This window comes from Pseudoxanthomonas dokdonensis (genome assembly GCF_001431405.1).
GTDB lineage: Bacteria > Pseudomonadota > Gammaproteobacteria > Xanthomonadales > Xanthomonadaceae > Pseudoxanthomonas_A > Pseudoxanthomonas_A dokdonensis.
In genome coordinates this window covers 215,855-240,026 of the sequence record NZ_LDJL01000002.1, presented here as the reverse complement: position 1 = coordinate 240,026, position 24,172 = coordinate 215,855, and the positions used below count along the sequence as shown (strand labels likewise).

Below are 24,172 nucleotides of genomic sequence, written 5' to 3'. Positions count from 1 at the left end.
TGGCAACGGGCTTGATGAACGCCGCCGCTACCCGCGGGGCGAGCCCGCATTGTGAAGGAACTATCATGGACCGGTTCCAGTGCTGCCGTGAGGATGGCCGATGGCCCCAGCAACATTGCCCGACCTGGCGTCGGCGCCGGTGGATGACATCACCACAATGCGCCCGGGTAACGCCGGCGCGGTGCCGCTGCCCTGCGATGTCTGCCGCGTGCAGGCGCTGGGCGTCTGTGCGGCCCTGCCAGCCGAGTGCAGGCGTGCGCTGGCCGCTGAGGTGCGGCTGCGCGGGGTGGCAGCCGATCAGTCGTTGGTGCGCGAAGGCGAACCGCGCCGGGACGCCTTCACGGTGACCCATGGGGCCTTGCGGCGGGTGCGCCTGCTGGCCGATGGCCGGCGGCTGGTGGCCGGTTTCCTGATGCCGGGCGACTTCATCGGCTTTGGCCGCGGCGGCGAGCATCGCCATACCATCGAAGCGGTGGTCGACAGCCATGTCTGCAGTTTTCCACAGCGTGACCTGGCCCAGCTGTGCGCCGAGCAGCCGGCGCTGGAGCGCGAGCTGATGGCCCGCGCCTGTGCCGAGCTCGACGGCACCCGCGACAAATTGATGGGGCTGGCGCGGCTGACCCCGCTGGAACGGCTGGCCGGCTTCCTGCTCGACATGTCGGCAAGGCGCAGTCGCCGGGGCCTGGACCCGGCGCAGCTGTGCCTGCCGATGAGCCGGCTGGACATCGCCGATCACCTGGGACTGACCATCGAGACCGTCAGCCGCTGCTTCACCCGCCTGCGTGGCGATGGCCTGATTGCGACCGGCCAGCCGCAACAGGTGAGCCTGCTGGATGTACATGGCCTGCGCGCGCTGGCGCAGATGCATGGCTGAAATTTAGATCGGTTGAAGGCGGCCGTCGGCCAGCCGGTACTGCACATGCACCACCCCGTCCGGCATCGGGTCGTGGCTGATGATCAACACGCTGCGGCCTTCGCTGGCGATGGCGAAATCGCGCATCAGCGCGTCGGCGGTGTCCTGATCCAGGCCCTCGGTCGGCTCGTCCAGCAACAGGATCGGCGTCTGCCGCAGCAGCGCCCGTGCCATCGCCAGCCGCCGTGACTGGCCACCGGACAACGTGGCGCCACTTTCACCAATCCAGCTGTCCAGGCCATCGCCACGGTCGCGGAACAGATCATCCAGCCGGACCTTGGCCAGCGCCTGCCACATCGCCTCGTCATTGATGTGATCGCCGGCCAGGCGCAGGTTGTCGCGCACGCTGCCGGCAAATACCGGCGCATCCTGCGGCAGCCAGGTAATGCGTGCATGCCAGTCGGCCTGCGTCATCTGCCGCAGATCAACGCCGCCGTAGCTGAGCTGACCAGCGTCCGGATCGCACAGCCGCAGCGCCAATGCCAGCAGCGACGATTTGCCTTGTCCGCTGTCGCCGCCGATGGCGACGCGCTGGCCGGGCGGCAGGGTCAGGTCCACCCCCTGCAGCAGTTCGCGCTGGCTGCCGGGCCAGGCGAAACGCACCTGTCGCAGGCACAGGCTACCGGCGTCAGGCGCCTCGATGGTCTGGCTGGCATCGCTCACCCACGGCGACTGCCGGGCCACTTCGCGCAGCCGCTGGGCCGAGGCATCGGCGGCCTGCCACGATTGCCACGCCAGCTGGATGCCGGCGCAGGCTTCCAGCACGGCCACGGTCATGAAGAAGATGCCACTGGCGGCGGCAGCGTCCAGATCGCCATTGCCGGTATGGACCAGGAGCAACCACAACATCAGCGGTAGCGCCGCCGCCACGACCAGTCCTTGCGCCAGCACGCCGCTGGCCAACCGCCGCTTGCGTGCCAGCTCGTCGGCCGACAGTTGCCGCGCCTGCGTATCGACCCGTGTCAGCCACTCGTCGATCGCATCCAGCGATGCCAGGTCGGTGGCACCCTCGATTCCTTCCTGCACCGCATTGCGCAGCGCCGCGCGCGACAGCGTGCGCTGGTGCTCGAGCGCGCGTGCGCGGCGCAGGGTCAGCGCCGGCACCGCCAGCAGCAGCAACAGCAGCGTCACCGCCAGCAGCAGCCCGGCCAGTGGCAGCAGCCACACGGTCACCGCCACGCAAATCAGCGCCAACCCGGACAAGGCCAGCAACGGCCCGACTGCACGCACCAGCAGTCCATCGACCACTTCGATATCGGCCACCAGCCGGGCCAGCAGATCACCGACCCGGTGCCGGCCCAGGCCGAGCGGCGACAGCGGCAGTGCGCGGGCGAAGAACCACACCCGCAGATCACGGGCAAAGCGCAGGGTAACGTCGTGGCCGACCAGTTTTTCGGCATAGCGCGACAGGATGCGGGCGAAAGTCAGGCCGCGGATGCCGGCCGAGGGACCGAAGAAGTTGAAGCCGATGACCGCCGAGCCGGCGATCGCTGCGGCGGTGAGGAAGTGCCCGGCCAAGCCCATCAAACCGGTACCGGCCAGCAAGGTGAGCAGCAACAACGCCAGCGTCAGTGCGATGCCACCGCGTTGTTGCAGCCAGACCTGGCGCAGGCCACTGGGATCGCCATTCTTCATGCAAGCTCCATTGCCGGCGGCAAGCCAGTCGTGCCATCGGGTAACGACAGCACCTGCCCGGCCATGCGCATGGCCAGCACGCTGTGCGTTGCCATCACCAGGGTGCGACCGCGGCAGAACCCGTCCAGCGCGTCCAGCAACGCGGCTTCGGTATCCCTGTCCAGGAATGCGGTCGGCTCATCCAGCAACAGCAGATCCGGTTGCCGCAGGAATACCCGCGCCAGCGCAATGCGGCGGGCCTCGCCGCCGGACAGGCCAAAGCCGCGCTCGCCGATGGCGGTGTCCCATCCCTGCGGCAATCGTTCGGCAAAGCGGCTGACCTGGGCGGCATCGGCGGCGCGCTTGATATCGCTCCAGCTTGCAGTCGGTCTTGCCATGCGCAGGTTGTCGGCGATGCTGCCGTGGAACAGGTAGGGGCGCTGCGCGGCGTAGCCGATGCACAGCTCCGCTCGCGCAGGCTGCAGTTGCAGCGTGCCGTGTTCGAGCGGCAACCAGCCGGCCAGTGCTTCCAGCAGCGTGCTCTTGCCACCACCGCTGGCACCGACCAGCGCCAGCCGCTGGCCGGCCGCGAGTTCGAAATCCAATTGCTGGATCACCGGGTGCTGGCTGCCCAGCGGTCGCACGCTCACGCCGGCGGCATGGATGGCCGGTGCGCGCTGGCTGGCCGGGTCGGCGACGCTGGTATCGGGCCCGCAGCCGGCAGCCGGCGTTGAAGCCGGATTCGGCTGCGCGTCTTCGGCCAGCAACTCATCCATTTCCGAGACTGCGGCCAAGGCGCTGGCACGGTCGTGGTAGTGCGTGGCCAGGCGCCGCAAAGGCGCATAGAACTCCGGCGCCAGCAGCAGGCAGAACACCCCCGTGGCCAGGCTGGGCTGGGTCCAATGAAAGGACAACATGCCGAGATAACTCAGGCCCAGATAGACCGCGATCATCGCCACGCTGATCGACGCGAAGAATTCCATCACCGTCGATGACAGGAACGCAATCCGCAGGACCTTCAGGCTGCTCGTGCGCAAGCCTTCGGCGGCGGCCTCGACCCCGGCCAGTTCGGCCGGGCCCTGGCCATACAGCCGGATCAGTCCCAGCCCGCGCAGGCGGTCGGCAAAGTGGCCGCCCATCCGTGCCAGCGCCTGCAGTTGCCGGCGGCTGGCCGCTTCCGCGCCCCAGCCGACCAGCATCATGAAAACCGGGATCAGCGGCATCGTCAGCAGCAATACCGTGCCGACCACCACGTCGACACTGAACACCGCGATCACGATCGCCAGCGGTACCAGCATCACTTCGGCGCGCGCGAGCATGAAGCCAGCGAAGTAACCCTCCAGCGCATCGACATGGCTGGCGGTGATTTCGCTCAACGAACCACTGCGTTGCCGCCGCAGCCACAACGGCCCGCGCGCGGCGATGCTGCGCACCAGCTGGTGGCGCACTTGAATACGGATGGTTTCCACCGCTTGATCGGCATGCCGGCGGCTGGACCATGCCAGCAGCGCCCGCAGCAGCAGTGCCACCGCCATCAGCGCGCAAGGCAGGCGCCAGCTGTCCGGCGGCGTGTGGTCGATGAACGCGGCTTGCACCACCCACGCCACCGCTGCGGCCTGCGGCACCAGCAGCCAACCGGCCACTACCGAAGCTGCCATGGCCTTGCGCAGTGCCGGACGCCCCGGCTGGCCCAACTGCCGCAGGCGCGTGCGCGCGTGCAGCCGTGCGTCGTGCGGAGCCTCGCCGGTGTCGGCTGGGCCATCAAGCGGGGGTGCGGCGGGGGCGGTAACAGTGCTCAGCGAGGTCACGACACGAAAAGGAATTCGCGCTATTGTAGGGCCAGGAATGCTTTGACTCGTTGGCACCAGTGTGTCCGGGTAACGCACGCTCGCATTGATTTGAATCAAGGCGCGCGCTGATTTTCCAGGGATAGACTGGTGGCATGCGACAAGCCGTCGCATTCGCAAGCGTATGTCTTGCTGCAGACTACTTCTATTCCACCGGGAAGCCCGCCGCCATGCCGGATATGACTGTTGTTGAGCTGTCGCGACTCCAGTTCGCGTTGACCGCGCTTTACCACTTCCTGTTTGTCCCGTTGACCCTGGGCCTGTCCTTCATGATCGCGATCATGGAGAGCGTCTACGTCATGACCGGGCGCGACATCTGGCGGCGCATGACCCTGTTCTGGGGCACGCTGTTCGGCATCAACTTCGCGATGGGCGTGGCTACCGGCATCGTGATGGAGTTCCAGTTCGGCACCAACTGGTCGTATTACAGCCACTACGTCGGCGATATCTTCGGTGCGCCGCTGGCCATCGAGGGCCTGATGGCGTTCTTCCTGGAAGCGACCTTCATCGGCCTGTTCTTCTTCGGCTGGGACAAGCTGAGCAAGGTACAGCACCTGATGGTGACCTGGCTGGTGGCACTGGGCGCCAACTTCTCCGCGCTGTGGATCCTGATTGCCAACGGCTGGATGCAGCACCCGGTGGGCGCGGTGTTCAACACCGACACCATGCGCATGGAAGTCAGCGATTTTGCCGCGGTGCTGTTCAACCCGGTCGCACAGGCCAAGTTCGTGCACACGGTCAGCGCCGGCTACGTCTGCGGCGCGGTGTTCGTCATGGCGATCAGCGCGTTCTACCTGCTGCGCGGTCGCAACCGTGACTTCGCCAAGCGTTCGATGGCGGTGGCCGCCAGTTTTGGTCTGGCGGCATCGTTGTCGGTGGTGGTGCTGGGTGACGAGAGTGGTTATGTCACCGGCGAAAACCAGAAGATGAAACTGGCCGCGATCGAAGCGATGTGGGAAACCGAGCCGGCGCCGGCGGGCTTCAATGCCTTCGCCATCCCGGACCAGGAGACCCGCACCAACCATTACGCGATTCACATCCCCTACGTGATGGGCATCATCGGTACCCGCTCGTTCAATACCGAAATGCCGGGCATTGGCGAACTGGTCGAACGCTCCGAACAACGCGTGCGCAACGGACTGGTCGCCTACGACGCGTTGCAGGCGCTACGCGCCAATCGCGAAGATCCGCAGGCGCGTGCCACCTTCGAGGCCAACTGGCGCGACATGGGCTATGCGTTGTTGCTCAAGCGCTATCGCGAGGACATCAGCAACGCCAGCGACGAAGAGATTGCGCGCGCGGCCAACGACGTAGTGCCGCGGGTGGCGCCGCTGTTCTGGAGTTTCCGCCTGATGGCCGGGCTGGGCTTCTATTTCATCGGTTTCTTCATGGCCGCGTTCTGGCTGGCGACGACCCAGCGCCTGGACAAGTACCGCTGGTTCCTCAAGCTGGCGTTCTACACCCTGCCACTGCCGTGGCTGGCGATCGAGGCGGGCTGGCTGATTGCCGAGTATGGCCGGCAGCCGTGGATCATCGATGGCGTGCTGCCGACATTCTTCGCCGCCTCCGGCCTGCCGGTGCACGAAGTGGTACTGACAATTATCGGCTTCGTGCTGCTGTACACCACCCTGGCGGTGGTCGAGGTCTGGTTGATGCGCAGGTTGATCCTGAAAGGACCGGAGGCGTTGATCGAGCCGCAGCCGTCGGCGCCACCGGCCGCCAATCCCGCCAACGCGCCGTTCTCGGCGTAACAGGAGCCTCCCATGGATAGCATTCCCCTGGATTACCAGACCCTGCGCCTGCTGTGGTGGTTGCTGCTGGGCATCCTGCTGATTGGCTTTGCGGTAATGGACGGTTTTGACCTGGGCGTGGCCACTCTGTTGCCGGCGGTGGCGCGCACCGACGCGCAGCGCCGGGTGGTGCTGAATGTGGTCGGCCCGGTCTGGGAAGGCAACCAGGTCTGGTTGATTCTCGGTGGCGGTGCCATTTTCGCCGCCTGGCCGCTGCTGTACGCGGTCAGCTTCTCCGGTTTCTATCTGGCGATGTTCCTGATCCTGCTGGCGCTGATCCTGCGCCCGGTCGGTTTCAAGTTCCGCAGCAAGGTAGCGGATCCGCGCTGGCGTGCCGTGTGGGACTGGAGCCTGTTCTTCAGCGGCGTGGTGCCGGCGCTGGTGTTCGGGGTGGCGATGGGCAACGTACTGCTGGGCGCACCGTTCCATTTTGACCAGGATCTGCGGCCGATCTATACCGGCGGTTTCTGGGCGCTGCTGTCGCCGTTCGCGGTGTTGTGCGGACTGGTCAGCGTGGCGATGCTGGTCATGCACGGCGCCGGCATGCTGGCAATGAAGACCGAAGGCGATATCGCCATCCGCGCGCGCCGCTACGGCAGCTGGGCGGCGCTGGCCACGGCGGTGCTGTTCGTGCTGGCGGGCATCTGGCTGGCCACCGGCATCCAGGGCTACAGCATCGTGATGGCCGCCGACCCTGCCGGTCCGTCCAATCCGCTGCTGAAACAGGCCATCCGTGCGCCAGGCGCATGGATGGCCAACTACCAGGCGATGCCATGGACCTGGCTGTTCCCGCTGCTGGGCGTGGCTGGCGCCCTGGCCTGCGCATGGCTGTTGCGCACAGGACGTGCCGGCCTGGCGTTCGCCGGATCGACCGTGGCCATCAGCGCGATCATCCTGACCGAAGGTTTCGCCACCTTCCCGTTCCTGTTGCCATCGCGCTCGGATCCAGCCTCCAGCCTGACGGTGTGGGACGGCTCGTCCAGCCATCTGACCCTGTTCATCATGCTGATTGCAGTCTGCATTTTCCTGCCGCTGATCCTGGCCTACACCAGCTGGGTCTATCGCGTATTGCGTGGCAAGGTCACCGATGCCGGCCTGCAAGACAACCACAACGCTTACTGAGGAGCCGACACATGTGGTATTTCGCCTGGATTCTGGGAGTTGGACTGGCCGCGAGTTTCGCGGTGCTCAACGGCATGTGGTACGAACTGCGCGACAACGATCGCCAGAACGCCGAACGCGCCGATGACGAGCGCGTTGGTCGCTGAATCGCTCTTCGCGTGGGGTAATGAAAAGCCCGCTTGCGCGGGCTTTTCTTTTTTGCGGGCGCTGGCCAAAGCGACCTTGGTGATCAGCCCAGATTGACGTCGGCGACCTTGTCCTTGTAATCCTTCTTCGGGTCGATGCCGAGCAGCATCTTGACCCCGGCCAGCATGTTGTTTTCGTTGAGCCAGACCTCGCCGTGGCGCGCATCAAGGCGCAGCAGGGCCAAGTTGGGATCGTCCTTGCCACCTTCGAACCAGGCGGCGATGAACGGGTTCCACAGGCGATCGATGGTGGCCCGGTCGTTGTCCATCAGCAACTGGCCTTCGACGGTGGCGAACAGGTCATGGCCCTTGGAAGAGAACGCGGCGACCGCGGCCTTGCCGGCGCCGAGCTTCTGCACCAGTGCGTTGTCGCGCGAGGTGAAGAACCAGATCGGACTGCGGTCATCCTCGAACTGCGCGGTCATCGGCCGCACGTGCCCGTTTTCGCAGCCATCCAGTCCCAGCATCATGGTGCGATCGGACTTGAGTGCTTTCCAGAATTTCTTTTCAAGTTCTTCGGCGGTGTTGTCGGCCATCGGTTGCCTTCCTCGACTTTGGGATTGACTCCTTTGTAGGCCAAGTGGGGTAAACGCGATGTGTGGCCACGGGGCCAGCAATTTGGCCTGATGCTAACGACTTGGTGCCTGCCGACCATGCCACAGCGCGGCGCCGGTCTTATTTCACGCTTCGGTAATGTACCGCCGCACTATCGTCTGGCTTCCGCCGCGGCGCAGTCGACCAGCCCGTGGCGTCATGACCACAGCCAGGAGCACCCCATGGCCCGCCCCATCTGGACAGGCAACCTGTCATTCGGCCTGCTCAATATCCCGGTGTCGCTGATGTCGGGCGAACGCAAGGTGGATCTGCACTTCCGCATGCTTGATTCGCGCGACCGCAAGCCGATCCGTTTCGAGCGCGTCAATGCCGAAACCGGCGAGGAAGTGCCGTGGAAGGAGATCATCAAGGCCTACGAATACGACAAGGGCAACTACGTGGTCGTGGATCAGGAGGACATCAAGGCCGCCGCGCCGCAGAGCCATGAAACCGTCGAGGTCGAAACCTTCGTCGACATCGACAGCATTGATCCGCGCTATTTCGAAAAGCCCTACGTGCTGGTACCCGGGAAGAAGGCCGAGAAAGGCTACGTGCTGTTCCGCGACACCCTGGCATCGGCGCGCAAGGTCGGCATCGGCCGGGTCGTCATCCGTACCCGCGAATACCTGTGCGCGGTGATGCCATTGGACGATGCGTTGCTGATGATGCTGCTGCGCTACCCGCAGGAGCTGGTGGACCCGCAGGACTACAAGCTGCCGACCGGCACCGCATCGTCCTACCGCATTTCGCCGAAAGAGCTGGAGATGGCCGAGCAGCTGGTCAATTCGATGGCCGGCAAGTGGCAGCCGGAGGAATACCACGACGAATTCCGTGAGCGCCTGCAGGCGCTGATCCAGAAACGGATCAAGACCAAGGGTGCAACCGCGACGGTTGAAGACGACGATGCCGACAGTGGCGAGGAAGTGGCGACCAACGTGGTCGACTTCATGTCCTTGCTGGAAAAAAGCCTGGCCAGCAACAAGCGCACCCCGGCCAAGAAGAGCGCGACCAAGAAAGCCGCCGGCAGGTCCACCTCGACCAGTAAAAGCAAGAAAGCCAGCAAGGCGACCAAGACGACAAAAGCCAGCAAGAGCACCAGGAAAGCGGCCAGCAAACGCAAGGCGGGTTGATGTTGGGGTTGGCAGCGCTGACGTCGTGCAATCCGTCAGGCGCAGAACCGGCTCGGCTACCGAATCAAGCGGGCAGATTCCGCCTGTGTCAGTCGTGCTGCATCATCGAGGCGCGCGCCGCGGCCATTTCCGAAGCGCTGAGGTTGCCGTCCAGGTTGGTGTCGGACTTGGCGAACATGCTTCTGGCTCCGACTTCATGCTCGGCCCGGCTCAGCTTGCCGTCGCCATCCTGATCCAGCATCGCGATCTTCTCCGCCGATGACAGTTCACTGCCGGCCTCGCCCGCGTCGCCCGCGGGTGTTTTGCCCGCATGTTTGCCGACGTGTCCGCCGGCAGCCATCGCGTCCATTTCGGCCGCGGTCACCGTGCCATCCTTGTCGCTGTCCATTGCGGTGAACATCGCCGCCGCACCCGCGGCGTGCTCGCTGGCCGAAATGACCCCGTCGCCGTTGCCGTCCATGCTGGCGAAATGGGCGTTGCGGGCCTGGTTGCCGGCGATGGCGCTGCCAATGGCGATTACCGCCAGCATGGCAACGGCCAGTGCATGGTGTCGGGTCGTGGTGGTCATCAGCGGTCTCCTGCAGGCAGCGGGCAGAGCCTGCGCCGGCGGCGGTGACCAACGGGTGAAATCGTCATCGCATTCAGCAACCGCCGATGAACACACGCGACGCGGACATCTGCCCAGCGTCAGGGCAGTGCAACCTCCAGCCCCAGCGCCGGCACCCGCAGCGCATCGGTGCGCTGCAGCCGGCGGCCGGCGCTTTGTTGCTCATCCGCCGACAACGGCTGCAACCAGTCGATCTGGCCAGCGGCCCAGGTCGCCACCGGCAAGCCATCGCGATACAGCACCCGGTAGCCGGGCACGCGGGCCACGCGTTCCCCCGGCAGCACCACGCCCAGCAGATTGGCCGGGTCAGTGGCCGCTACCGTGATCCACTCATCGGCGGCCGGGGCGCGGCGGATGCTGCGCAGCTGGGCGACCGCCTCGGGCAGGGCGAACTGCTCGCCGGCGATGCCGCGGACGAAGCGTCCACCGCGGATCTCGCCGCGCGCTTCCAGCCGCTGGTACACGCGCGCCAGTTCGCGCCACGGCGGTAGCCAGCCGGCCTCGCGCTCCAGCAGTCGCCAGAACACCACGCCATAGCGCCGCAACAACGCTCGCGCGATGTGTTCGATGAGCTCGGCGCGATTGTCTGGCGCGGGTGCCGCCTGCCCGGAGCGGATCAACGCCCAGCGGCCGGCATCGGCCAAGGCCGAGCCACTGGCCGCCATGCCATGCCGGCGGCGCGGCTGGCGACGCTTGCCGTCGCGTTTGGAGGCCGGCACCAGCAACGTGCGCAGGCCACTGAAGCTGTCGCAGTGGACCCAGCCGCGCATGACCAGCTCGGCCAGGGCATCTTCCAGTTCGGTCTTCAACAGATGCACGTCATCGGCGATGTCATCGAAGAACGATGCGCCACGCGCAGTAAGGAAATCAGCGACCTTCTGCGCGCGTGAACTGAGCGCACCGCTATCGTGGTTTGCCTGAGCCAATGCCGTCCACGGCGCTGCCTGGCGGCGTGGCAGCAGCACTACCGGGGTTGAACGCAACGAAGCATTGCCACGGCCGCCGGCATCGCTGGCGGCCGGACGCAGGCGCGTCCACAGCACCCGCCCGGAGGTGCATAGATCATCCAGCCAACTGCTGGTGTAGCCCTGTATCCGCGCCGGCAGGATGTCGGTTTCCCAGCCGGCCGCCGGTGCCTCGAATCCTTCCAGCTGGGCCAACACCGCGGCCAACGCTTCCGGGCCGGTGCCGCGGCCTGCTTCGTCCAGCTGCTGCCACTGGAACAGGAAGCGCTGGAACTGGCGCGGCTCGACTGGTTCCACTTCGCGGCGCAGCTGCTTGAGCGTGTAGCGATGGATGCGCGCCAGCAGGTGCCGCTCGCACCACTCATCCGCATCGGGCGCGGTGAAGCCGCCCTGCATCACGTAGCCTTCGGTCTGCAGCGCCAGCAGGGCGATGTCGACCGCGGCCACCGGCAGCCCCAGCGATTGCGCCAGCGCCGCCGCCGGCACCGGTCCGAGCACGGTCAAGCGCGCGCGCAACAGATCCCGCAACGCCTGCTCGGCCGACCAGGTCTGTCGCGCATATTCGGCCGGCACCTCGATTTCAGCCGTGCAGGTGGCATCGGGATGGATGGCGCGCAGCATCGGCAACTGTTCGGCAGTCACCCACAACCGTTGCCCGGCTTGCTCGTGGTGCAACGGGGTTGCCTGCAGGCAGTTGGCGCGACCTTGCTGCATCAAAGCCTGCAGCCACGAGCGCCAGTCCGCCTGCTGGCCGGCCTCCTCGTCGCTGGCCACGCCCATGCAGGTCAATGCTTCATGCATTTCGTCGACGTTGCGCGGCTGCGGCCAGGCTTCCTCGCGCACGGCGGCAATGGCGGCGGGATCCAGCCGGCCGAGCTCATCGGCCGATTCGGCCTCGCGATAGAGCCGGCTCTGCACGGCCTGCGTGCGGCGCTCCTCCAACGGCGCGTCATCCAGGAACGAATACGGCCGTGCGTTGAGGATTTCCGCGGCCAGCGGCGAGGGCAGCGGCAAATCCCTTGCCACCACCTGCACCTGGCCAGTCTCCAGCTTGCGCAGCAGTTGCAGCCAACCTTCGGTGTCCATCGCCTCATGCAGGCAGTCATCGACGGTCTGCGCGACAAGCGGATGGTCCGGCACCTCGCGTTCGCCGACCAGGTTCTCAGCGCAGGCGACCTGATCCGGGAACACCGTGGCCAGTAGATCCTCGGACTTCATCCGTTGTAGTTGCGGCGCCACCTTGCGGCCGCCGACAAAGCGCGGCAGCGCCAACGCGGTGGTGGCGTTCCAGCGCCAGCGCACGGCAAACAACGGCGCATCCAGCAAGGCCTGGATCAGGACATCGCGTGCCGAGGAGGAGTGCAGGTAACGCGACACATCAAGCAGCGGGAAACTGTGGCTGGTCGACAGCGACAGGATGATCGCGTCCTCGGTGGCGGCGGCCTGCAGTTCGAAATTGAACTTGCGGCAGAAGCGCTTGCGCAGGGCCAGCCCCCAGGCCCGGTTGAGCCGGCTGCCATAGGGCGAATGGATGATCAGCTGGGTGCCGCCGGATTCGTCGAAGAAACGCTCCATGACGATGCACGACTGGGTCGGCATCTGCCCCAGCGCGGCCAGTGTCTTGCTGATGTATTCGCAAAGCTGGCGTGCCGATTCCCCGTCCAGCCCGTGTTGGCCGGTGAGCAGGCGAACGCCGGCTTCGACGCCACCGTCCTGGATGGCGGCGGCAACCTCCTCGCGCAGGCGCGATACGCCCTGCGACAGTTCGAGGCTGCGGCCGGGCGCTTCGCCCAGCCAGAACGGAATGTTGGGCGGTGCGCCGCGTGCATCTTCAACCCGCACCCGGCCCGGTTCCACCCGCAGGATGCGATAGCTGGTATTGCCGAGCTGGAAGATGTCGCCGGTGAGGCTTTCGACCGCGAAGTCTTCGTTGACGGTGCCGATGTTGTGCGCGTCCGGCTCCAGGATGACCGCGTAATCGCCGGTGTCGGGAATGGTGCCGCCGGACATCAGCGCGGTCATCCGCGCGCCCTTGCGTTCGCGCAGGCGCCGATGCACCGCATCGCGATGGACGTAGCCGGCGCGCGGCCCGCGGCGACTGCTGAACCCGTCGGCCAGCATCTTGACCACCGCCGCGTAATCGTCACGCGACAACTGCGCATACGGGGCCGCGCGCGTGACCAGCGCATACAGGGCATCTTCGTCCCATTCGCGACTGGCGGTTTCGGCGACCAGTTGCTGGGCCAGCACGTCCAGCGGCGCGACCGGGATGACCAGTGCATCCAGCTCGCCGCGACGCACGCAATCCAGCAGCGCCGCGCATTCGACCAGCTCATCGCGCGACTGCGGGAACAAGCGAGCCTTGGGCACGCCGCCGACGGCGTGGCCGGAGCGACCGGCGCGTTGCAGGAATGCGGCAATCGAGCCGGGCGTGCCCAGCTGGCAGACCAGATCGACATCACCGATATCCAGTCCCAGTTCCAGCGACGCGGTCGCCACCAGCACTTTCAGATCGCCACGCTTGAGTCGTTGCTCGGCTTCCAGTCGCGCCTCGCGCGCCAGGCTGCCGTGGTGGGCGGCGACCACCTCATTGCCCAAGCGCTCGCCGAGGTGGCGAGCTGTGCGCTCGGCCATGCGCCGGGTGTTGACGAACACCAGCGTGGTGCGATGTTCACGCACCAGCGCGGCGACCCGGTCGTAGACCTGCCCCCACTGGTCGTGCGACATCACCGCGCTCAGCGGCGTCGGCGGCAGCTCCAGCGCCAGGTCGCGCTGCTTGTCGTAACCGATGTCGACGATGTGGCAGTCCGGGACCACGTCGCCATCGCCGGCGCCGACCAGGAAACGCGCCACCGCATCAATCGGCTTCTGCGTGGCCGACAGGCCAACCCGTACCAGTGGTCGCGGACACAATGCCTGCAACCGCTCCAGCGACAACGCCAGATGGCTGCCGCGCTTGCTGGCGGCGACGGCGTGGATTTCATCGACGATGACCGTGCGCACGCCGCCCAGCATCGCCCGGCCCGAGGCGGAGCCGAGCAGCACGTACAACGACTCCGGCGTAGTCACCAGCACGTGCGGAGGCTTGCGGAAATGCTTCTGGCGCTCGCTGGCGGGCGTGTCGCCGGTACGCACGGCGGTGCGGATGTCGACATCGGCCAGGCCCATCTCGGCGAGCTGTTGGCGGATGCCGGCCAGCGGTGCTTCCAGATTGAGGTGGATGTCGTTGGACAGCGCCTTCAGCGGTGACACGTACAGGACCGAGGTCTGGTCGGCCAGCCCGCCCTCGGCCAACCCGCGCCGGACCAGCTCGTCCAGCGCCGCCAGGAAGGCGGTCAGCGTCTTGCCCGAACCGGTCGGCGCGGCCACCAGCGTGTTGCGGCCAGCCTGGATCGCCGGCCAAGCCGCCAGCTGCGCGGCGGTCGGCGCGGCAAAGGCGTGCTGGAACCAGCGCGCAACGGCGGGATGAAAGGATTCCATCGACATCGGCTGACGATAGCGGGCAGGCGCCCGGCATGGGTGAAGAACGGATGAGATGGAGGCGCGAAGCGGCGATTTCCATGCACCGGCAATGAACGCAGGCGGCGACGACGGCGTTCAGCCAGGCTGCCGCATGGCGGCATTGAAACGCGGGGTTAGGCGACCTTGGCGCAGGCCTGCAGCGCGGCCTGCAATTCGGCCATCCGGAACGGTTTGGGCAGCACCGGATAGTCGGCAAACTTCTCGGGAATGCCGAGCTGGCCGTAGCCAGTGGTGAACAGGAACGGCAGCTGCCGCGCCGACAAAGCTTCGGCAATCGGGAACGAGGCGATACCGGCCAGATTGACGTCCAACAGCGCCAGGTCGATGTCCTGCTGCTCGATCGCCTGCAAGGCCGCTTCGACGCTGGCCACGGTGTGCTGCACATGGAAGCCGAGCTCGGGCAGCAGATCCTCGATCAGCATCGCGATCAGCGGCTCGTCTTCCACAATCATCACCCGATTGCTCATGGCGCATCACCGGTAGCGGTGGTGGCCAGCGGCATCGAGATGAAGCAGGCAAGCCCGTCCGGCTCGAATACCAGCCGCGCTTCGCCGCCGGCTTCGTAGCCCAGGCCTTTCTCGATCAATCGCGAACCAAAGCCGCGCCGGGTCGGTACCTTGACTGCCGGGCCACCGCTTTCTTTCCACTCCAGGTACAGCATGGAAGGCTCGTCGGCTATCCGCCACTGCACCTGCACGCGGCCATTCGTACTCGACAGTGCACCGTACTTCAGCGCGTTGGTGCACAGCTCGTGCAAGGCCATGGCCAGGGCCACCGCGCGCCGCGGATCGAGCAGGATTTCCGGCCCCTGCATGTCGAAGCGGGCGTGTTCGCAGACCTGGCAATGGGCGGTGGTAGCGCGGACGATTTCACTGATTTCCGCGCCCTGCCAGTTCTGCCGGGTCAGGATGTCATGGGCCTTGGACAGCGCCAGGATGCGCGATTCGATCTTGTCTTGGGCCTCGTCCATGCTGGTGCTGTTGCGCATGGTCTGCTGGCTGATCGACTGGACCACGGTCAGGGTGTTCTTGACCCGGTGGTTCAACTCGTTCAGCAGCAGCCGCATGTGCGCTTCGTGCTGGGTACGTTCGGTGACGTCGCGGGTACTGCCGGCGACCGCCGCTACATCGCCGTCCGCGCCGAACACCGGGGTGAAGATGTAATCGTAGGTGCGCATGCCCAGCGTATGGTGGCGGAATGGCACTTCACCGCGGACCGGCTTGCGGGTGGCCTTGACCTGCTCGATTTCAGCGTCGTGCATGGCCGCGTGCCATGGCTCGTAGCCCAGTTCCAGGCAGGTCTTGCCAATGGCCTCGTCCCAGCTGCGCCCCCACATCGAAAGCAGCGCCTGGTTGGCATACAGGAAACGGTGGTCCAGATCGAACACGTAGACCAGATCCGGCGTTGCCTGCAGGATCGCGTCGTACAGTCGTTCAGCGGCAAGTGCCGGCTCAACCTTGGTGTTCACTACTGCCATTGCTACCCCCTTCTATGTGAATACTTTAGCGCGATTCCGTTCACGACCAGTGAAGGGCGTGGATCCGCTCAGTCTGCAACCGCCAGTCCGCTTGCTGGCTGGTCATCGCATCGCACCCTCCATGCTCACCCGCTCGTTACTCGCCATGCCTGACAGTGGCCGAAAAGAGGATGACCCTATGCGCAAGCCCAGCAAGGCCACACGCGAACTGACCGCCCAACTGGCCGACCTGGCGGTGGTCGCGCCCGGCGTCGTCCTGCAGCGCAGCCTGCGCCTGGCATCGGTCGACGGCCAGTGGTCGGCCAGTGATCAGCAGGAAATCCTGCGCATGTCCTCGGAAAAAATCCTTGCCGCCTGGCAATCCTGGGAAGCGATGACCCGCTACGCCATCCGCCTCAACAGCGACCTGATGCTGGCCTGCGCCGGCTTCTGGCTGCCGGCCACCTTCCCACGCACGCGGCTGCCGTCCACCCAGGAAGCACTGACCCGCATGACCGTCGCCGGCGTCCGCCCTTACCGCAGGGCGGCAAAGGCCAATCAGCGGCGGTTGGGGAAGGGGTGAGGTGATAAATGCACATGAGATTGGTGGGAGGCAGAACGCACTCGCCAGCTTCGCATGCCTCACAGACGAGTCACCGCCGTAGATCGCCGCACGACCTTACTCCCATCGGGCTACGGAGCGGCAGTTTGATGAATTGGCTGAATCATGAAGGCCGACCCTTCTGCAGGCTATTCTCGACAACAGGTTTGCTGCCCACTCCGCTTCTGCAGACTTTTGGGCGAGCCGAATGGGCTCCGCCCTAACGCGCTACGGTTCGCCATCGCTGGGAGAAGCATGGCGCCCACTGCAAGCTGGATCTCGATAGCGTAGGTGGCGGCACGCGGTCGTGGCTGCAACCAGGCTGGTATTGGACGAGGAAGTAAGGGCGACTGTTCCCGAAGCGCCGTGCGCCGCGCGTCAATGTCGGTGAGCATTGTCAATGGAAGCCCACCAGCTACTTATGGCGAACAAGCTGACGTACAGGAGCACCAGCTGACGTAAATCTTTGAGGAAGTGGTCGGCTCCCTGACTTCCTCACTGGACTCTGTACCACACTGGTCGCAGCACAGCTGAAAAGCTACGGTTATCCGGTTGCGAAATGACACGGGATAACGACTAGCTCGCTTCAGCCAATGCGCGAAGCGCTTCTTTCGGATTGTTCTTGATCACACGCAACAGCGCTCGTGCAGGGCCAGTCGGATCACGGCGACCTTGTTCCCAGTTGCGAAGGGTCGACACCTCCACGTGGATAATGTTGGCGAACTTCTGCTGCGAAAGGCCGGTCAACTTTCTAATAGCTCGTACCTCGACGGCGTTGATATAGACCTCGCGCGAGGGGCTGCGCTCACCCTTCAGGATTTCGTTGGCTTCGGACACGCTTCCCATAAGCTCGGCAAAAAGGTTCTTGTCCATGGCTCACTTCCAGTTCTCAATGACGGATCGCAGCGCTTTCTTCTGGGCTGCGGTCAGGTTGTCCTGAACGTTCTTCGGGTACGCAAGCAGAAGGACGATCTGGGACGCTGAGGAAAAGTAGTAGTAGATGATTCTCGCGCCGCCGCGCTTGCCACGGCCGGGGAGAGCGACGCGGATCTTCCTAAGACCACCAGTTCCCTCGATTACATGGCCGGACTCGGGAGAGGCGGCGAGATCTTCCTGAAATCGACCATAGTCCTCGTCGTTCATCAGCTCCGTGATCAGACGAGTGAACGTGGGAGTCTCGATGAAGATCATGGCTCATGGTGCGCCACTGCCTCATGTAAGTCAATGGCGTACTACGCCAGTGACGTATATCGCAGAATTCTGCCTGGCCCAAGCGCTTCGGTAGTGGTGTTTCAAATTGAGGAACAGCCCAGCAGAGACCGTTCGCTGATAGACAAGGCCTCGAAGCGAGACCATCAGGGCATCTGCCAAGCGGTGTAGCGTGGCATAGGCCGCTGGCATAGGCGCGCCTGGAGTTTTCGCCGTAACTGGACTGGACGATTTGACGATACTCTTCAAATGAAGCGGGTTTCAATGGGATCACACGAAACAATCGGCACAAAAAAGCCCGCGAATTCGCGGGCTATTATGCTTCCGGAATCCCGTAAGACGGTCCCGAATTTGCTATTGGTGGCTATGGGTGGACTCGAACCACCGACCCCAGCATTATGAGTGCTGTGCTCTAACCGGCTGAGCTACATAGCCAATGCATTGAGCCGCGCATTTTCAGCCAAATTCAGCTACCTGTCAATCAGCCATCACGCGGCTTGTGGGCCGCCCGAGGCCGTGGCAAAGTCAGTCACAGTAGATTTTCAAGGAGTCCGCGTCGTGATCGATCCGGACGGCTACCGACCTAACGTGGGCATTGTGTTGATGCGCCCGGATGGCCGGGTGTTCTGGGCGCGACGGGTGCGCCGGGACGGCTGGCAGTTCCCGCAGGGTGGCATGAACACCGATGAGACGCCGGTCGAGGCCATGTATCGCGAATTGCGCGAGGAAACCGGCCTGCTGCCCGAGCATGTCGAGGTCCTGGGCGCCACCCCTGGCTGGCTCCGCTACCGGCTGCCGCAGCGTGCCATCCGCCGCAACGAGCGGCAGGTCTGCATCGGCCAGAAGCAGGTCTGGTTCCTGTTGCGGCTGGTTGGCGACGAGACCCACCTGCGCCTGGACCTGACCGACAGCCCGGAGTTCGACCACTGGCGCTGGGTTGATTTCTGGTACCCGCTGGAGCACGTGGTGATGTTCAAGCGCAGCGTCTATGACCGCGCCCTGCGCCATCTGGCCCCGGTCGCCCGGCGCCTGGCCGGGACCCACGCGGTGCCGATGCCGCATCTGCCGGAACTGCGCAACGAGGGGCCGACCCGGTTCCGTTCACGTAGCCGTACCGGGCGCAAACCGGATGACGGTCGCGGCACTGCGAAGAATTGACAATCATTCTCATTCGCGATTAACTGGGCGCACGGGCCAATCCGGCCGGTCCAGGACCAGTCCACCGTGTACGTCTGCATCTGCAACGGAGTCACCGAAGCGCAAATCCGCGAGGCCGCGGCCAATGGCTGCGCGACCGTCGCCGAACTGACCATGCGTACCGGTTGTGGTTCCAACTGCGGCAGCTGCCTGGACATTGCCGCCGGCATGCTGGCACCAGCTCCGTCGCGGCGCGAGTCATTGCTGCCGGTGCTGGACCTGTCGCGCGCGGCCTGACGCGACCGGCGCAGCCGCGCCATGCTTCGAAATGAACACGATTCGCGTTCCGTCACCGACCCCGGTGAAACGCTAGGCTGTGCGCCATTGTTTACCGGCAACCACGGAGCCCGGCCATGAAAGGCGATCGCAAAGTCATCGAATTCCTCAACAAGGCGCTCTACAACGAGCTGACCGCGATCAACCAGTATTTCCTGCATGCCAAGATGCTGAAGAACTGGGGCCTGAAGGAACTGGCCGAGCACGAGTACAAGGAATCCATCGATGAGATGAAGCATGCGGACAAGTTGTCCGACCGCATCCTGTTCCTTGAAGGCCTGCCCAACTTCCAGGCGCTGGGCAAGCTGCGTATCGGTGAAAACCCGCGTGAACTGCTGGAGTGCGATCTGGCGCTGGAAAACGAGGCAGTGCCGTTGTTGCGCGAAGCGATTGCGTACTGCGAAAGCGCCGGCGATTTCGTCAGCCGCCAGTTGCTGGTCGATATCCTGGATTCGGAAGAAGAACACATCGACTGGCTGGAAACCCAGCTGGATCTGATCGGCCGCATCGGCGAACAGAACTACCTGCTGACCAAGCTGGAAGACTGAGCGCGCAGTTGACGCGTTTTTGTTTGCCGACCGCAAGGCGGTTGGCGTTCGTCATTGATCGGCGCCGGCGCCGCCGCGCCGGGTGCCAGCGAGCGCCGGTGCAGGCGCTTGGCGCATTGCGCTAGACCTGCTTCTGCCCCAGCGGCTGGCCCAGATGGGCCATGGCATAGCCCTGCAGCGCCATCCGCGCGCGTGCGTATTCGGCGATGACCAGCGCCACCGCCACCGCCGGACGTTCCAGCTTCAGCGCCCGCGCGCCCAGCTCGACCCGCTTGGCCGCCGCCGACAGCGCCATCGCGCCGACATTGGCGCTGGATGATTTGAGCGTGTGCGCCGCTTCGCGCATCAGTTCCATGTTGGCACTGGCGGCGCCGCGTTCCAGCGTGGAGATCAGCTGCGGCGCATCACTCAGGAACAGGGTGATGATCTGGCTCGTTTCGTCGCCGGCAATCTCGCGCAGTTCTTCCAGCATGGCCGGGTCCAGAACCGCGATCTGCGGATTCATCGCCGGTGGATTGCTGGCGGTGTTAGCGGTCTCGCTGGATGCGCTGGCCTTGTCCGCTGCTGGCGCTCTGCGCAGGCTGAACTCGACCTTGCCCGGCAGCCAGCGTTGCAGGCAGCTTTCCAGTTGATCGCGGGACACCGGCTTGGCCAGGTAGTCGTCCATGCCAGCGTCGATGCAGCGCTGGCGATCGCCGGCCATGGCATTGGCGGTCATCGCGATGATCGGCAAGCGCTGGCTGCCGTATTCGGCCTCACGCTGGCGCCAGAAGCGGGTGGCGGTATAGCCGTCCAGCACCGGCATCTGGCAATCCATGAACACCAGATCGAAGGCCTCGGCAGCCATCCGCTTGAGCGCGCGATCGCCATTGGATTCGGACACGCAATCGAAGCCCAGTGATGACAGCAGCTTCTGCGCGACCAGCAGGTTGACCGGATTGTCTTCGACCAGCAGCAGGCGGGCAGGCGTGTCATCGACGCTCGCCGCCGGTGACTGGGCGGCCCCGGTGTTGCTCGTGGCTTCGGCGGTGGCGCTGGTGGCCGTCGTGGTGTTGCGTGCCGCCAGGGTTGCCGACGGCAAGGGCGCCACCGGCCGCAGCAGCGGCGGCGTGCGCCTGGCCGGTTCGGCGAAATCCACCTCGCTCTGGCTGCGCGCCTGCACGCTGCGATCCAGCAGCGCCGAATGCAGATCCTGATCCGGCGTCTGCCGGGGCAGCAAGGTGGTGTCGGCTTTCAATTCGTCATCGACGGTCTCGTCGCCGTACAGCCAGATCAGGCGGGGCGTGCGTGGATTGCCACTACGCGCCAGCGCCCGGTGCAGTGCCCGTGCGCTGGTCCGCACGCTGGCCAGATCCGCCAGCACCGCCATGTACGGCTTGCCGGCCGCCGGGCTGGTGCGCAGCCGGTCCAGTGCTTCCTGGGTGCTCTCGACCACGCTGGGTTGCATGCCCCAGTTGCCCAGCAGCAGGGTCATCCGCTGGCGCAGGCGGGCATCGTGGGTGACCAGCAGCACCCGCCCGCCATCGGCGGCCAGCATGTCGCGCGGCTTGAGGTCACCGACGATTTTCAGCAACGGCACCTCGAACCAGAAAGTCGAGCCCTGGCCAAGTTCCGAGCTGACATTGATGCTGCCGCCCATCAGATCGACGATGCGCTTGCAGATCGCCAGGCCCAGGCCGGTGCCGCCATACAGGCGGGTGGTGGAGGTGTCGGCCTGGGTGAAGGAGCGGAACAGGCGCGCCTGCGCCGCCGGTTCGATGCCGATGCCGGTATCGCGGACTTCGAAACGCAACTGGTGCTGGGCCGGGGTTTCGCCCATTCGCCTTACCACCACGGTAACGCCGCCGCGTTCGGTGAACTTGATCGCGTTGCCGACCAGATTGCTCAGCACCTGGCGCAGTCGCACCGGGTCGCCACGGACCGGCAGGCGCACCGCCGGGTCCAGTTGCAGGCTCAGGCGCAGGCCCTTGCTGTCGGCGGGCCGATGCATCAGCTGCAGCACGCCGTCGAGCAGTTCGCGCAGGTTGAAGGCGGTGATTTCCAGCTCCAGCTTGTCGGCTTCCAGCTTGGAGTAATCGAGAATGTCGTCGACGATGCGCAGCAGCTGATGCGAGGAATCCTTGGCGGTATCCAGCAGCTCGCGCTGCTCTGGCGCCAGCTTGGCCCGGCCCAGCATGTCCAGCATCGGCACGATGCCATTGAGCGGGGTGCGGATCTCGTGGCTCATCGTGGCCAGGAACTCGCCCTTGGCCAGCACGGCTGATTCGGCGGCGCGCTTGGCCCGCAACAGTTCCTGTTCCAGCGCGCCATGCTGATGAAGTTCGCGCTGCAGGGCCTGGTGTTCTGCCTGCAGTCCGAGCAGTTTCTCGTGGGTCTGCTGGTAGGCGTGGTGGGCGCGGCGTGCCTGCAGCAGTCCGGCCAGCGAGGCCAGTGCCGCCATCAGCGCGCCGCCCAGGCACAACCAACTCCAAGGGCCGGGCAGGCGCAACAACCATAGCGCCGCCGCCACGCTGGCCGTCGCCGCCGCCAGCAGCGCTACAACGATTGCCACCGCGCTGCGCCCGGGCGCGGCCATGACTTACAGCACCGCGTTGTGGAAGTCGAAACCCAGGTCGCTGCCCACTGCCTGCACCAGGTTGCCCTGGATGAAGTCCACGCCGCTCATCCACATCGCCGCTGCCGCCTGCGCATCCTCGATCTGCGGACCGATCACCTGCAGCCCGTTGCGATGGGCGATGTCGATGATGTGCCGCAGTTGATCGCGGCTGCCCGGCTGGGCGTGGGCGCTGGCGTAGCGGCCGGCAACGCGGATGAAGCCCAGCGGCAACTGGCTGAGCAATGCGTCGGCTTCGCTGCCCGGTTCGAACTGGCTGAGGCAGAACTGGACCCCGGCCGGCATCAGCCGCTGGCAGAAATCGCGCAGGGTGACGCTGTGGATCAGCGCATCGGACAGGCGCAGGTCGATGACCAGCGAGGTGCCCTCGATGCGGTGTTCGGCCAGCGAGTCGAGCAGCCATTGCGCGTGCGAATCACGCGCCAGGGTGCGCGGCGACTGCGACACGAACAGGCGCAGCGCCGGGCTCTGCACCTGGCGCTGGGCGAGCACGTAGATGGCGTGTTCCAGCACCCAGTGATCGATCTGGGCAATGCCGCCGGCTGATTCGGCGGCCGGAATCACCTGCGCCGCCGGCAACAGCTGGCCGTCGGGCTGGCGCATGCGCAGCAACACCTGGTATTGCGCCTGCTCGCTGCCGGCGACCGACACGATCGGTTGGTAGGCGAGTTCGAAACTGCCGTTTTCCAGCGACAGCCGCGGACTGTCGGCGTCCTGCAACTGCGCCGGATGGTACGCGGCCAGCCCATCGGCCTGCAGGCGCGCCTGCAGCACCGCGCGCTCGGTCGCTTCCAGCGCGCTGCCGGCGTCGGCAAAGCGGTGCGACAGTGCGGCAAAACCAATCGCGCTGCGGATTTTCAGTGGCTCGTCGATGCCGGCCACCGCCATCGGCTGCTGGCCCAGCTGCTCGCGCAGCCGTTCGGCGAACGCGTGCAGTTGCTCTTCGGCCATGCCGGCCGCCAGCACCAGGTAGCTGTTGTCGTTGAGGCGGGCGACCGGATGCGGCGCGGCGACGCTGGCCAGTTGCCGGCCGACCTGGGTCATCAGCTGTTCGAACAGGGCATAGCCGTAACGCTCACGCAGGCTCAGGGTGCCGGCAGCCTCGACGAAGAACACGCCGCCATGCTGACCAGCGGACAATGCCTCGCCCAGTTGCTGCAACTGGTACGCGCGGGTATGCAGGCCGGTGTCCTGGTTGAGCGCCGGCGGCTGGCTGCCGAGCTGTTCGCGCTGGCGCGCGCGCAGGATCCGGTTGGAGACGGCGGCAATCAGGTGGCGCGGACGGATCGGCTTGTTGAGGAAATCGTCGGCACCGCTCTCCAGCACTTCGAACTGGCGTTCCGGATCCGGGTCGCCGGTCAGGAACACGATCGGCAGGTGCAGGTATTCCGGCCGCTGGCGGATCTGCAGGGTCAGGTCCATGCCATCGGCACCGGGCATGTGCAGGTCCATCAACACCAGGTCGGGCTTGAACCGGGCCAGCGCTTCCAGCATGCCGCTGGATTCCATCTGCACGTCGGCATGCATGCCGGCGCCGCGCAGCACGCTCTGCGCAAACAATGCCTGGCTGCGGTCGTCCTCGACGATCAGGATCCGATAGGGATTGGCTTCCGGGGTGGAGCGCTCGTCGCTGCCGGTTTCATGGGCGGCGGGCGAGCGCGCGCTGAAGGCGAGCACCGGCGCACTCGCGGCGGACGGACGCTGCGGTGTCGAGGCCGGCCCGGCGCTGGCATCGGCGGCCTGTTCTCCCTGCGCCGCCAGCTCGGGCTCCGGCGCCGGTTCGGCATCGGCCACCCAGCGCCGCCAGTAGTGGGGCGGCGGTGTCTCGGCCCGGCGCGCACCGCGCACCGCGTCGTCCGGCCATCGGGTTGGATCTGTCGCTGCCATCAAGCTTCCCCCTGCTGTAGCCCATTATGCCGTCAACAACGGCAGCTGGTGCGCGGCTGCGCGACCATTCTGCCGGTGGCGGCCCATCGGCCACG

Annotated in this window: 19 protein-coding genes, 1 tRNA gene and 1 pseudogene; 9 read left to right on the top strand and 12 right to left on the bottom strand. The window is 65.6% G+C overall.

All coding sequences use genetic code 11. The features are described from left to right. The first annotated feature begins 100 nt into the window (after positions 1-100). Positions 101-874: a Crp/Fnr family transcriptional regulator gene (locus ABB29_RS02340; RefSeq protein ID WP_057657003.1), complete on the top strand. Its 774-nt coding sequence runs from the start codon at positions 101-103 to the stop codon at positions 872-874. A 3-nt stretch (positions 875-877) separates the two neighbouring features. Here the strand turns inward: ABB29_RS02340 and cydC are convergent, their stop codons facing one another. Further along, complete coding sequence (cydC, locus tag ABB29_RS02335) at positions 878-2,548, bottom strand: thiol reductant ABC exporter subunit CydC (protein WP_057657002.1); 1,671 nt, start codon at positions 2,546-2,548, stop codon at positions 878-880. After that, a complete protein-coding gene (gene cydD / locus ABB29_RS02330; RefSeq protein WP_425414713.1) occupies positions 2,545-4,335 on the bottom strand; it encodes a thiol reductant ABC exporter subunit CydD in 1,791 nt (596 codons plus the stop codon). Before cydD ends, cydC begins: the two co-directional genes overlap by 4 nt. A 209-nt stretch (positions 4,336-4,544) precedes the next feature. Between cydD and ABB29_RS02325 the strand changes: the two genes are divergently transcribed. From ABB29_RS02325 to cydX, 3 genes are read left to right on the top strand one after another with little or no spacing between them, the layout of a single operon-like run. After that, positions 4,545-6,125 carry a cytochrome ubiquinol oxidase subunit I gene (locus ABB29_RS02325; RefSeq protein ID WP_057657001.1) on the top strand — a complete coding sequence of 527 codons (1,581 nt, stop codon included), beginning with the start codon at positions 4,545-4,547 and terminating at the stop codon, positions 6,123-6,125. 12 nt (positions 6,126-6,137) lie between these two features. Next, complete coding sequence (gene cydB, locus ABB29_RS02320) at positions 6,138-7,286, top strand: cytochrome d ubiquinol oxidase subunit II (protein ID WP_057657000.1); 1,149 nt, start codon at positions 6,138-6,140, stop codon at positions 7,284-7,286. Positions 7,287-7,297: 11 nt separating this feature from the next. Next, positions 7,298-7,432, top strand: a complete 135-nt coding sequence (gene cydX / locus ABB29_RS16010; protein WP_083487368.1) for a cytochrome bd-I oxidase subunit CydX — start codon at positions 7,298-7,300, stop codon at positions 7,430-7,432. 83 nt (positions 7,433-7,515) lie between these two features. Here cydX and ABB29_RS02315 read toward each other — a convergent pair whose 3' ends face one another. Continuing rightward, the gene (locus ABB29_RS02315) at positions 7,516-8,007 is read right to left on the bottom strand and encodes a pyridoxamine 5'-phosphate oxidase family protein (protein ID WP_057656999.1); all 492 of its coding nucleotides are present in this window, start codon (positions 8,005-8,007) and stop codon (positions 7,516-7,518) included. A 240-nt stretch (positions 8,008-8,247) separates the two neighbouring features. Here ABB29_RS02315 and ku point away from each other — a divergent pair, with 240 nt between their 5' ends. After that, the gene (ku, locus tag ABB29_RS02310) at positions 8,248-9,195 is read left to right on the top strand and encodes a non-homologous end joining protein Ku (protein WP_057656998.1); all 948 of its coding nucleotides are present in this window, start codon (positions 8,248-8,250) and stop codon (positions 9,193-9,195) included. 88 nt (positions 9,196-9,283) lie between these two features. On the opposite strand, the gene ABB29_RS02305 is transcribed toward ku, so the two are convergent. From ABB29_RS02305 to ABB29_RS02290, 4 genes are all read right to left on the bottom strand, one after another. Beyond that, positions 9,284-9,763, bottom strand: coding sequence for an EF-hand domain-containing protein (locus tag ABB29_RS02305; protein ID WP_057656997.1), 480 nt, complete (start codon positions 9,761-9,763; stop codon positions 9,284-9,286). Between the two features lie 119 nt (positions 9,764-9,882). Further along, positions 9,883-14,253, bottom strand: coding sequence for a DEAD/DEAH box helicase (locus ABB29_RS02300; protein WP_057656996.1), 4,371 nt, complete (start codon positions 14,251-14,253; stop codon positions 9,883-9,885). A gap of 149 nt (positions 14,254-14,402) precedes the next feature. Next, the gene (locus ABB29_RS02295) at positions 14,403-14,756 is read right to left on the bottom strand and encodes a response regulator (RefSeq protein ID WP_057656995.1); all 354 of its coding nucleotides are present in this window, start codon (positions 14,754-14,756) and stop codon (positions 14,403-14,405) included. After that, entirely contained in the window at positions 14,753-15,757 is a 1,005-nt protein-coding gene (locus ABB29_RS02290; protein ID WP_245622514.1) for a sensor histidine kinase, read from the bottom strand. The genes ABB29_RS02295 and ABB29_RS02290 overlap by 4 nt, the downstream gene beginning before the upstream one ends. A 187-nt stretch (positions 15,758-15,944) precedes the next feature. Here ABB29_RS02290 and ABB29_RS02285 point away from each other — a divergent pair, with 187 nt between their 5' ends. Then, on the top strand, positions 15,945-16,328 hold the full coding sequence (locus ABB29_RS02285) for a hypothetical protein (protein WP_057656993.1): 384 nt from the start codon (positions 15,945-15,947) through the stop codon (positions 16,326-16,328). A gap of 594 nt (positions 16,329-16,922) precedes the next feature. Here ABB29_RS02285 and nadS read toward each other — a convergent pair. The 3 genes from nadS to ABB29_RS02270 all read right to left on the bottom strand — a co-directional run bounded on the left by nadS (position 16,923) and on the right by ABB29_RS02270 (position 17,990). Further along, positions 16,923-17,219 (bottom strand): NadS family protein, encoded by a 297-nt coding sequence (gene nadS / locus ABB29_RS02280; RefSeq protein ID WP_057656992.1) that lies wholly within the window; start codon positions 17,217-17,219, stop codon positions 16,923-16,925. Between the two features lie 3 nt (positions 17,220-17,222). Continuing rightward, positions 17,223-17,537, bottom strand: coding sequence for a type II toxin-antitoxin system RelE/ParE family toxin (locus ABB29_RS02275; protein ID WP_057656991.1), 315 nt, complete (start codon positions 17,535-17,537; stop codon positions 17,223-17,225). A gap of 376 nt (positions 17,538-17,913) precedes the next feature. After that, positions 17,914-17,990: transfer RNA gene (locus tag ABB29_RS02270), tRNA-Met, on the bottom strand. Positions 17,991-18,113: 123 nt separating this feature from the next. On the opposite strand from ABB29_RS02270, the pseudogene ABB29_RS02265 reads away from it, so the two are divergent. From ABB29_RS02265 to bfr, 3 genes and pseudogenes are all read left to right on the top strand, one after another. Next, a pseudogene (locus ABB29_RS02265) lies at positions 18,114-18,614 on the top strand (RNA pyrophosphohydrolase); the annotation flags it as partial. A gap of 165 nt (positions 18,615-18,779) precedes the next feature. Further along, positions 18,780-18,989 (top strand): (2Fe-2S)-binding protein, encoded by a 210-nt coding sequence (locus tag ABB29_RS02260; RefSeq protein ID WP_057656990.1) that lies wholly within the window; start codon positions 18,780-18,782, stop codon positions 18,987-18,989. A 116-nt stretch (positions 18,990-19,105) separates the two neighbouring features. Then, the gene (gene bfr / locus ABB29_RS02255) at positions 19,106-19,576 is read left to right on the top strand and encodes a bacterioferritin (protein ID WP_057656989.1); all 471 of its coding nucleotides are present in this window, start codon (positions 19,106-19,108) and stop codon (positions 19,574-19,576) included. A gap of 121 nt (positions 19,577-19,697) precedes the next feature. On the opposite strand, the gene ABB29_RS02250 is transcribed toward bfr, so the two are convergent. Further along, on the bottom strand, positions 19,698-22,127 hold the full coding sequence (locus tag ABB29_RS02250) for a hybrid sensor histidine kinase/response regulator (RefSeq protein ID WP_425414712.1): 2,430 nt from the start codon (positions 22,125-22,127) through the stop codon (positions 19,698-19,700). A 27-nt stretch (positions 22,128-22,154) separates the two neighbouring features. Beyond that, positions 22,155-24,077 (bottom strand): EAL domain-containing protein, encoded by a 1,923-nt coding sequence (locus tag ABB29_RS02245; protein ID WP_057656987.1) that lies wholly within the window; start codon positions 24,075-24,077, stop codon positions 22,155-22,157. Between the last annotated feature and the right edge of the window lie 95 nt (positions 24,078-24,172).

What these genes read in the sequence shown, in the direction of transcription:
- ABB29_RS02340 (WP_057657003.1), top strand. Translation starts at nt 101, where the DNA reads ATGGCCCCAGCAACATTGCCCGACCTGGCGTCGGCGCCGGTGGATGAC.
- cydC (WP_057657002.1), bottom strand. Translation starts at nt 2,548, where the DNA reads ATGAAGAATGGCGATCCCAGTGGCCTGCGCCAGGTCTGGCTGCAACAA.
- ABB29_RS02325 (WP_057657001.1), top strand. Translation starts at nt 4,545, where the DNA reads ATGCCGGATATGACTGTTGTTGAGCTGTCGCGACTCCAGTTCGCGTTG.
- cydB (WP_057657000.1), top strand. Translation starts at nt 6,138, where the DNA reads ATGGATAGCATTCCCCTGGATTACCAGACCCTGCGCCTGCTGTGGTGG.
- cydX (WP_083487368.1), top strand. Translation starts at nt 7,298, where the DNA reads ATGTGGTATTTCGCCTGGATTCTGGGAGTTGGACTGGCCGCGAGTTTC.
- ABB29_RS02315 (WP_057656999.1), bottom strand. Translation starts at nt 8,007, where the DNA reads ATGGCCGACAACACCGCCGAAGAACTTGAAAAGAAATTCTGGAAAGCA.
- ku (WP_057656998.1), top strand. Translation starts at nt 8,248, where the DNA reads ATGGCCCGCCCCATCTGGACAGGCAACCTGTCATTCGGCCTGCTCAAT.
- ABB29_RS02305 (WP_057656997.1), bottom strand. Translation starts at nt 9,763, where the DNA reads ATGACCACCACGACCCGACACCATGCACTGGCCGTTGCCATGCTGGCG.
- ABB29_RS02300 (WP_057656996.1), bottom strand. Translation starts at nt 14,253, where the DNA reads ATGTCGATGGAATCCTTTCATCCCGCCGTTGCGCGCTGGTTCCAGCAC.
- ABB29_RS02295 (WP_057656995.1), bottom strand. Translation starts at nt 14,756, where the DNA reads ATGAGCAATCGGGTGATGATTGTGGAAGACGAGCCGCTGATCGCGATG.
- ABB29_RS02285 (WP_057656993.1), top strand. Translation starts at nt 15,945, where the DNA reads ATGCGCAAGCCCAGCAAGGCCACACGCGAACTGACCGCCCAACTGGCC.
- nadS (WP_057656992.1), bottom strand. Translation starts at nt 17,219, where the DNA reads ATGGACAAGAACCTTTTTGCCGAGCTTATGGGAAGCGTGTCCGAAGCC.
- ABB29_RS02275 (WP_057656991.1), bottom strand. Translation starts at nt 17,537, where the DNA reads ATGATCTTCATCGAGACTCCCACGTTCACTCGTCTGATCACGGAGCTG.
- bfr (WP_057656989.1), top strand. Translation starts at nt 19,106, where the DNA reads ATGAAAGGCGATCGCAAAGTCATCGAATTCCTCAACAAGGCGCTCTAC.
- ABB29_RS02245 (WP_057656987.1), bottom strand. Translation starts at nt 24,077, where the DNA reads ATGGCAGCGACAGATCCAACCCGATGGCCGGACGACGCGGTGCGCGGT.